Annotated in this window: 5 protein-coding genes; all 5 read right to left on the bottom strand. The window is 72.2% G+C overall.

All coding sequences use genetic code 11. The annotated features are described in order from the left end of the window. Positions 1 to 2,535 (bottom strand): amino acid adenylation domain-containing protein (locus ACFU99_RS23205; protein WP_384394937.1); only part of this gene is annotated, 2,535 nt, incomplete at its 3' end. 148 nt (positions 2,536 to 2,683) lie between these two features. Further along, the gene (locus ACFU99_RS23200) at positions 2,684 to 2,959 is read right to left on the bottom strand and encodes an acyl carrier protein (RefSeq protein ID WP_384394935.1); all 276 of its coding nucleotides are present in this window, start codon (positions 2,957 to 2,959) and stop codon (positions 2,684 to 2,686) included. Positions 2,960 to 3,037: 78 nt separating this feature from the next. Further along, positions 3,038 to 4,804 carry an acyl-CoA dehydrogenase gene (locus tag ACFU99_RS23195; protein WP_384394933.1) on the bottom strand — a complete coding sequence of 589 codons (1,767 nt, stop codon included), beginning with the start codon at positions 4,802 to 4,804 and terminating at the stop codon, positions 3,038 to 3,040. Next, a complete protein-coding gene (locus ACFU99_RS23190) occupies positions 4,801 to 6,579 on the bottom strand; it encodes an acyl-CoA dehydrogenase family protein (RefSeq protein ID WP_384394931.1) in 1,779 nt (592 codons plus the stop codon). Before ACFU99_RS23190 ends, ACFU99_RS23195 begins: the two co-directional genes overlap by 4 nt. 92 nt (positions 6,580 to 6,671) lie before the next feature. Continuing rightward, positions 6,672 to 8,441, bottom strand: coding sequence for a fatty acyl-AMP ligase (locus ACFU99_RS23185; protein WP_384394930.1), 1,770 nt, complete (start codon positions 8,439 to 8,441; stop codon positions 6,672 to 6,674). Positions 8,442 to 8,571: the final 130 nt, after the last annotated feature.

The following is an 8,571-nucleotide window of genomic DNA, read 5'->3' as shown; positions in this document are numbered from 1 at the left end:
GTTCCACCGCGCCAGGTCGCCCGTGCGGTACATGCGGGCGCCGGCCGGTCCGTACGGGTCGGCGACGAACCGCTCCGCCGTGAGTCCGGGGCGGTCGAGATAGCCGCGGGCCAGGCCCGCGCCGGCGATGTAGAGCTCGCCGGCCGCGCCCGGCGGCACGGGGTGGAGGGCGCCGTCCAGGACGAGGACGCGGGTGTCGCTGATGGGCCGTCCGATCGCGGCCGTGCCGCCGTCGGACACGGCGAACAGGCTGTCGCCGGTGATCTCCGAGGCTCCGTAGAGGTTCAGCAGCCGGGCGTGCGGCAGGGTCTCGGCGAATTGCCGGGCGTAGGCGGCGGGCAGCGCCTCGCCGCTGCTGATCCACAGGGAGCACGCGGTGAGCTGCCGTGCGCTGCCGCTCTCCAGGAGTCCGGCGAGGAGGCTGGGGACGACGGTGATACGGCCGATGCCGTGCCGTGCGCCGAGCTCGGCCATCTCGGCTGCGTTACGGGCTTCCTGAGGGTTCGTCATGATGACGGGCGCGCCGTGGACGAGTGCGCCGAGCAGCTCGGTGGTGCCGTCGATGAAGCTGATGGAGGTCTTGGCGAGTACGGGCTCGCCGGCGCGGTAGGGGAAGGTCTCGCCGAACCACGCGAGGCGGTTGGCGACGCCTTCGTGGAGTCCGACGACGCCCTTGGGGAGCCCGGTGGAGCCCGAGGTGTAGATGACGTACGCGGGGTGGTGCGGGGTGAGGGACGCGGTGCGTTCGGCGGGGGCGAGGTCCCCGGCGTCGTACGCGGCCAGCGCCCGTATCGTGTCGTCCTCGTCGAGGACCGTACGGGCGGCGCCGGACGTGGCGGGCACGGCGTCCGCGGCGGCGCGCGAGGTGAGCACCTGCGCGGGGCGGGCGTCGGTGAGCATGTGGGCGATGCGGTCGGCGGGGTGCGTCACGTCGACGGGCAGGTAGGCCGCGCCGGACTTGAGGACTCCGAGGAGGGCCGTGGCGAGGTCGGCGGAGCGCGGCAGGGCGACGGCTACGAGGGACTCGGGTCCGATGCCCTGTGCGGCGAGGTGGCGGGCGACGCGGTTGGCGCGCGCGTTGAGCTCGCGGTAAGTGAGCGTCTCGTCGCCGAAGACCAGGGCGGTGGTGTCGGGGGCGCGGCGGACCTGGTCTTCGAAGAGCTGGGGGACCGTGGCGGGCGGGGTGCGGCGGGGTGCGCCCGTTCCGGCCGCCAGCACCTGGCGGCGCTCGCCGTCGGTGGCCGTCGGAAGCTGCCCGATGGGCTGGTCGGGTGCGTCGGCGAGAGCTTCGAGGAGGGCGAGGAAGCGGTCCTGGTGCGCGGTCATCTGCTCGGCGGTGTAGAGCGCCGGGTTGGCCTGGAACTCGATCTGGAGGCCGTCGCCGCCTGCCGTGTCCCCGGAGACGACGATGGAGAGGTCCTTGACGGCGCCCGTGGAGAGCCAGTGGGCGGCGGTCGGGAGGTCGCCGAAGCGGGTCTTCCGGGAGAAGGTGATGGCGTTGACCGAGGGGCCGGTGAAACCGCCGGTGTAGCCGAGTTCGCGTTGCAGGTCCTCGCTGCGGTAGCGCTGGTGCTTGCCGACCAGCGGGACCTCGCGCGCGGCCTGGGCGATCAGTTCGGTGAAGGGCATGGAGGGCCGTACGGACAGCCGCAGCGGCAGTTCGTTGGCGAGCATGGCGGGGGTGGCCAGGGACGCCTTGGTCATCCGGGCCGTCGTCGGCAGGCCGAGGACGACGTCGTCCGCGGCGGTCACGCGGTGGGTGTAGGCGGCGGTGGCGGCGATGACGAGCAGCGGCCAGCGGCCGGAGAGCGCGGGGACCGCGGCGAGCAGGGCGGCGAGGCGGTGCGCGGGCAGGGACACGGTGCGCCGCAGGGCGGCGGGCGATGCGGGTGCGGTGCGGCCGGCGAGGTTCGCGGAGTCGGGGCGGTCGGCGAAGGCGGCGAGCCAGTGGTCCCGGTCGCGGGCGTGGCGCGCGGAGTCGCGGTAGGCCGCTTCCTCGTCGAGGAGGTCGGCGAGCGGGTGGAAGGGGGCGGGCGCGGGTTCGCGGCCGGCGGCCAGTTCGGTGTAGAGCTCGCAGATCCGGTCGAGGTAGAGGGTCTGGCCGTAGCCGTCGAGCGCGATGTGGTGGAAGCGGACGTAGAAGCAGTGGTGGTCCGGGGCGAGTTCGAAGAGGACATGGGCGTGGAGCGGGTCGCCGGAGCGCAGGTCGACGCCGGTGGCCATGTCTTCGTCGATCCACGCGGCCGCGGCGGCGGCCGGGTCGGCGGCGCCGCTCACGGTCACGGTGCGCAGCGGCTCGTCGGGCGTGGGGGTGGTGGTCTGCCGGAGGTCGTCGCCGTCCGCGGTGAAGCGGGCGCGCAGCGCCTCCGTCTCGGTGAGCGCGCGGTGCACGGCGAGCCGCAGCGCCGCGCGGTCGAGGGGGCCGCTGATGTCGAAGCGGACGCCGCAGTTGTAGAGCGGGCTGCCGGGGGCGAGTTCCTGGGCCACCCAGACGCCCAGTTGCGCGGCCGAGACGGCACGTCGGTCGATCCGCACATCAGTCACTTCTACCTACCCACGCTCTCTTGGGACTGCGGTTGGCTTCGTATGCGCCGGGCGTCGGCGGCCGGCCGCGGGGGCCGGTCCGTCGGGCCTCGGTCAGCCGGGTCGTCGGGCCCCGGTCGGGCCGGTTCGTCGGCCTCGGTCAGGCGGTTCCCTCGGTGAGGAAGCCGACGAGTTCGTCGATGGTCGGGTGGTTCCACATGACGGTGGGGTCGAGGTCGATGCCGAGGTGGTCCTCGATCTCGCTGGCGACGGTGAGGGCGTAGATGGAGTCCAGGCCGTAGTCGGTGAGCGGGACGTCGGGCTTGATCTGCTCGGGCGTCAGCTGTACGTGCAGGGCGACGCATTCGGTCAGCCACACGCGCAGGTCTTTGGTGGACCTGCCGTCGGCCTGGTTCTCGACAGCGGAAGTGGACATGACGGCTCCTTCGCCTGGTGCGTGTCGCGGTGTGCTGGGGTCGTGAGGTGAGGTGCGTCGCGGTCGCGTCGACCGCGGTCAGCGGTCGGCGGACAGGCCGGTCTTGTTGATCCCGAAGCTCTGTCCGGCTTCGTGACGCTCGGTCAGTTCGGTGAACAGGTGGTGTTCCAGGTGTTCCGGGAGCGGGGCCCGGACGGCGCCCGCCGGGGCGGACAGCCGGTGGAGGGCGGCGACGAGCCAGGCGGGGTCGCGCCAGAAGGGGTCCGGGTGGTGCTGGTTGTGCCGCCAGGTCTCGTAACAGGCCGCTGCCACGAGGACGTTGGTGTAGCGGGCGGTCAGGTCGTAGGTGTGGGAGCTGGCGTCCACGGTCCGTTCCGTCACGGGCAGCCGCCCGCATTCCTCGGCGAGCGCGGCGAGTTCGGTGACGAATCCTTCGGCGAGGCGGCGGATCTCGCGGTGTTCCGGGTCGTCGTCACAGAGCGCTTCGAGCCCGGCGGCGAGCGAGGAGCTGAGCCGTTCGCGTCCCCCGGCGCTGACGGCGAGCTGGTCGAAGGGCATGGGCGGCAGGTCGGCGTCGAGCCGGAAGAGGTCGTCGGGTGCGGGGGCGCCGGGCAGCCAGGAGCGCCGGGCGAGCAGCGGGAGCTGCTGGAGGAGGGACATCTGGCAGACGGAGCGGGCGATGTGGCCGAAGCCCGCGGGCTGGATGTCGCGGAGCATCTTCTGGAAGATCGCGTTGGTGCTGTGCGGGTCGCGGATGTAGAAGTGCGCGCCGAGCACGCCGGAGAGCCGGTTCATCGCGTCGATGAGGGTTTTGGAGACGTGGTATTTGACGGCCTGGGCGTAGATCCCGGTCTCGGCGGGGACGAGGTGCAGCGCCCTGGTGGAGACGGTGGCGAAGACCTCGGAGATCAGCAGGTCGAGGAAGACGCCGGCCAAGGTGGAGCGTACCTGGGGCAGTTCGGCGGCGGTACGTCCGTACAGCCGGCGGTCGTGCACGTGCCGCAGGGTGGTGCGCAGTCCGGTGTCGAGGGCCCCGGTGAACATGCCGACGAGGGTGGTCCGGGTGATCTGGAAGGACTTGAGCATCGTCTCCAGCCCCTGGCCGAGGTTGCCGAGGACGCGGTTCTCGGGGACGGGGCAGTCGCAGAACTCGACGCCGCCGAGCTGGACGCCGCGCATCCCGGCGCTGGCGAACCGGGGCAGGTAGCTCATGCGTCCGTCGGCGACGCGGTCCTTCTCGACGAGGATCTGGGAGTGGCTGCGGCTGCCCTGGCGGGCGTCGGTGCGCGCGAACATCACCATGGCGTCGGAGCGCTGGATGTTGGTGACGACCTCTTTGCGGCCGTTGAGGAGCAGCCGTCCGGCGCCGGAGGGCAGGGCCTGGAAGTCGGTGCGCGCCATGTCGTTGCCGTGGGCGAGCTCGTGGTATGCGGCGGCGATCTTGCCGCCGCGGAGCAGGATGTCGGCGACCTGGCGCTGCTGGGCCGGGTCGGCGGCGGTCCAGACGTTGACGGAGGAGATGAAGGAGCTGAAGCCGTAGCCGAGGCCGAGGCAGGGATCCCGGCGGTAGACGGTCCGCATGATCTCGACGAGGTGGTCGACGCGGGTGAGCCGACCGCCGTGTTCGACGGGCACGAACTCGGCGTTGAGGCCGTAGTCGTCGAGGGCGCGCTCGCCGTCGGCGAACATCTCCGCGCGTTCGTCGGCGTCGAGCACGGCGGTGAAGCCGAGGGGGTTGCGGCCGTCCCAGGGGTCGCCGAGCCGCTTGTCGAGCTCGTCGAGCCTGATCTGGGCGGGGGCGGCGGTGCCCCCGGCGGCGTCCGACGAGGTCTGTGTACCGGTCATGAGGTGCTCCAGGCCAGGTCGTCGGTGCTGTCGGTGCTCAGGAGGGAGAGCGTGCCCGTGGGCGCTTCGAGGAGCCGGTCGGCGACCCGGTCGTAGGCGGCGGCGTGCGATGCGTCGACGGGGACGCCGAGCCGGGTGAGGGCGGCGGCGAGGGCGGCGGCGAGCCACAGGCCGTTGCGCCAGAGCTGGGGGCCCGCGGCGGCGTCGGCGACGGGGGCGTTGTGCAGCCACAGCCGCAGTGCGGCGGTCCCGGCGTAGACGAGTTCGTAGCGTTCGGCGAGGTGGAAGGCGGTGGGCGGCACGTCGCGGGGGGTGCGGCGGAGCGCGGCCATGTCTTCGTGCAGCCGGTCGGCGACGGTGGTCAGCTCGTCCGCCATGCGGGAGACCTGGAGCGGCAGGAGGCCGCGGTCGGCGAGGCCGGCGATCTTCTGTGCGGCGTCGGGGAGGCTCTGTACGAGGCTGCATCCGTCGCCGGAGAGGAGCCGCTGCCGGGCGGGGTCGAAGGCCGTGAGTTCCTGGCCGGTGTCGACGGCTTCGGCGAGCCCGGTCTCGTTCCAGCGGCCTCTGCGGTATGCGCGGGCCAGCCGGGCGAACTGGTCGATGAGGGCGTTGCGGTTGACGGCGGTGCTGCCGTCGAAGATGGCGACGATGCGGTGGTCGCGTTCCAGCTTGGCGTACTGGCCCTCGGCATAGGTGCGGCTGAGGAAGCCGCGGGTGCCCATGAGTTCGGTGAGCCGGTCGATGGCGTCCTGGGCGAGGGTGGGCACGGCCGCCTTGGTGACGGCGGAGACGACGCTCATCTCGGCGGTGAGGGCGTGCGGGCTGCGGGCGGAGACCTGGGCGGTGGCCTCGGCGAGGAAGATCGTCGCGGAGATCTCGCCGAGGATGCGGCGGACGCGCGGCAGGTCGGTCAGGCGCCGCCCGTAGAGGTTGCGGCCCTCGGCGAACCCGGTGGCCAGGCTCAGGGCGTGGTCGGCCGCGCCGAGGGAGAGTCCGACGGCGACGGTCCGGGTGAGCTGGAGCGCCTTGAGGACCGTCTCGATGCCGTCGCCGATGTCGCCGATGAGGGCGTCGTCGGGGACGGGCGCGGCGTGGAAGGCGATGCCGCTGATGTCGGCGCCGCGGATGCCGTGGGTGAGGATCTTGGGGCGGTGGCTGTAACTGCCTTCGGGGAGTGTGCGCTTGTCGACGAGGAAGAGGCTGAAGCCGCGGGGGCCGCCGGCGGGGTCGGTGCGGGCGAGCACGGAGATCAGGTCGCCGCGGGTGGCGTTGTTGATCAGCCATTTCTCGCCGTCGAGGACCCAGCCGGATCCGGACTCGGCCCCGGCCCCGGCCCCCGACTTGGCGCGGGTCGCGGAGAGTTCCCCGGCGAGGAGGTCGCTGCCGTGGTGGCGTTCGGTGAGGCCCCAGGCGGCGACCGCGCCGCGCTGGATGTCCGCGCCCAGGGCGGCGGCCTGTGCGGTGTTCCCGGCGACCCAGGCGCAGGCGCCGCCGAGGAAGGTCTTGGCATGGGCAACGGCGACGGTGAGATCGCGGCGGGCGACGGCGCGCAGGAGTTGCAGGAGTTCGCTGTGGTCGTCGAGCAGGCCGCCGTAGCGGGTGGGCACGTAGTGGCGGGCGAGGCCGAAGTCGTCGAGGGCCCGGATCGCGGCGGCGGGGAACGCCTCCCGCTCGTCGAGTTCGGCGAGGCTGCCGGGCCGGAAGGGGCCGTCGTGCTGGTCGGCGTCGCCCATCGCTTTTTCGAGAGCCGCGACGGACGGGTGATGCATGCTCATGTCCAACTCCCCCATAACGTGCCTTCTGTCCGTGGCGGTGGCGGCTCGGCCGGTCAGGCGGCTGTGCGCCGTCGGTGGGCCGCCGCCCGCCGTCATGCGTCGAGCAGGGTGCGCAGCTTCGGGTCGGCGTCCAGGTGGACGATGGTGAGTCCGCCGGTGAGCAGCAGGTCCCGCATCGCGGTGCGCTGGATCTTGCCGCTGGTGGTGCGGCGGATGCCGCCGCGCCGTACCAGGACGACGCCGGACGCGCTCGCGCCGAACTCCCGCGACACGGTCCGTTTGATGTCGCTGGCGAGCCGGGCCATGTCGGCGTCCGTGTGGCGGCCGCGCAGTTCGTGGGTGATGACCAGCAGGTTCTCCGTGGCGCCGGTCTCCTGGTCCTGGTGGGGCACGGAGAACGCGGCGCCGAAGAGGCCGACGAGTTCGCTGTGCTGGGCGCGCAGTTCGTACTCGATGTCCTGCGGGTAGAGGTTGCGGCCGCGGATGATGAGGACTTCCTTGAGGCGTCCGGTGGTGAGGATCTCGTCGTGGTGGAGGGCGCCGAGGTCGCCGGTGCGCAGGAAGCCTTCCTGGCCGTCGGCGGTGCGGGCGCGGAACACCTCGCGGGTGGCTTCCTCGTTGCCCCAGTAGCCGTGGGCGACGCTGGGGCCGCGCAGCCAGATCTCGCCGATGCCACCCTCGGGCCGCGGCTGAAGGGTGCGGGGGTCGACGATGCGTACGTCGTATTCGTCGGCGCGGCCGTTGCTGACGACGTCGCGTCCGGCGTGGTCGCCCTCGACCACGCGGAACTCGTCGTGCGTGAGCGCCTCCGCGTCGGCGCGCCGTACGACGGGTTCGCGGGGGCCGGTGCCGGAGACGAAGACGGTGGACTCGGCGAGGCCGTAGCAGGGGGCGAAGGCGTCGCTGCGGAATCCGGCGGGCGCGAAGCGCTTGGCGAACGCGGTGAGCGTGGCGGCCTGTACGGGCTCGGAGCCGTTGGGCGCGTACGTCCAGCGGGAGAGGTCGATCCCGGCGAGCTGCTCGTCGGTGATCATGCGGGCGCACAGTTCGTAGGCGAAGTTGGGCGCGGGCGACCAGTCGAGGTCGTAGACGTCGATCATCTTCAGCCACCAGTGGGGCCGTTTGAGGAAGGTGGTGGGGCTCATCAGCACGCAGGAGCCGCCGAGCAGGAGCGGCGGGATGAGCAGTGCCATCAGGCCCATGTCGTGGTAGTGCGGGATCCAGGAGCCGAACCGGCTGCGGTCGGTCATGCCGAACGGTTTGGTGAGGCACATGGCGTTGTGCAGCAGGTTGCCGTGGCTGACCATGACGCCCTTGGGGTCGCCGGTGGAGCCGGAGGTGTACTGGAGCAGGGCGAGGGTGTCACGGTCCTGCGCGGGCCGGGTCCAGGCGTCCGGGTCGGCGAGGTCCGCGGTGTCGGTGGCGGCGAGCGCGATGGCGGTGCGGCCCTCGGCCTCGGCCCATTCCCGTACGGAGGGCAGGGTGGTGGTGTCGGTGAGGATGGCGGACGCGCCGGCGTCGTCGGCGATCGAGGTGACGCGGCGGCGCTGGTAGATGTACTGGCCCGGCAGGGAGCTGGGGACGGCGACCATCCCGGCGTAGAGGCAGCCGAGGAAGGCGGCGGTGAAGTGCAGCCCCTCCGGGTAGAGCAGCAGGACGCGGTCGCCCGCGGCGCAGTGGTCCTGGAGCCAGGCGGCGACCTTGCGGGTCTCGGCGTCCAGTTCGGCGTACGACCAGGCATCGTCCACGGGGGCGCCGTCGAGGCTCTTCACAAAGGTGAGGGCCGTCCGCCGGCCGTCGGCCGCCACGTTTTCCCGTACGAGCCCGGTCACGCTCGAAGCCTGTTCCAGCGCAGTACTCATAACGCCCCCTCAGAAATTCACGGCGCCCGAAAGGCCGTTGCCGAAAATGGGGTCGCGTGAAATCGCGACCCGACACCATCGTGAACCAAGACAAAAGAGCAGAAATAGGCTTTCAGTTGCGGCCGCGAAA

The organism is Streptomyces sp. NPDC057654 (assembly GCF_042800135.1).
GTDB lineage: Bacteria > Actinomycetota > Actinomycetes > Streptomycetales > Streptomycetaceae > Streptomyces.
The sequence above is the reverse complement of the archived record's forward strand: the minus strand, read 5'-3'. Positions and strand labels throughout refer to the sequence as shown.

What these genes read in the sequence shown, in the direction of transcription:
- ACFU99_RS23200 (WP_384394935.1), bottom strand. Translation starts at nt 2,959, where the DNA reads ATGTCCACTTCCGCTGTCGAGAACCAGGCCGACGGCAGGTCCACCAAA.
- ACFU99_RS23195 (WP_384394933.1), bottom strand. Translation starts at nt 4,804, where the DNA reads ATGACCGGTACACAGACCTCGTCGGACGCCGCCGGGGGCACCGCCGCC.
- ACFU99_RS23190 (WP_384394931.1), bottom strand. Translation starts at nt 6,579, where the DNA reads ATGAGCATGCATCACCCGTCCGTCGCGGCTCTCGAAAAAGCGATGGGC.
- ACFU99_RS23185 (WP_384394930.1), bottom strand. Translation starts at nt 8,441, where the DNA reads ATGAGTACTGCGCTGGAACAGGCTTCGAGCGTGACCGGGCTCGTACGG.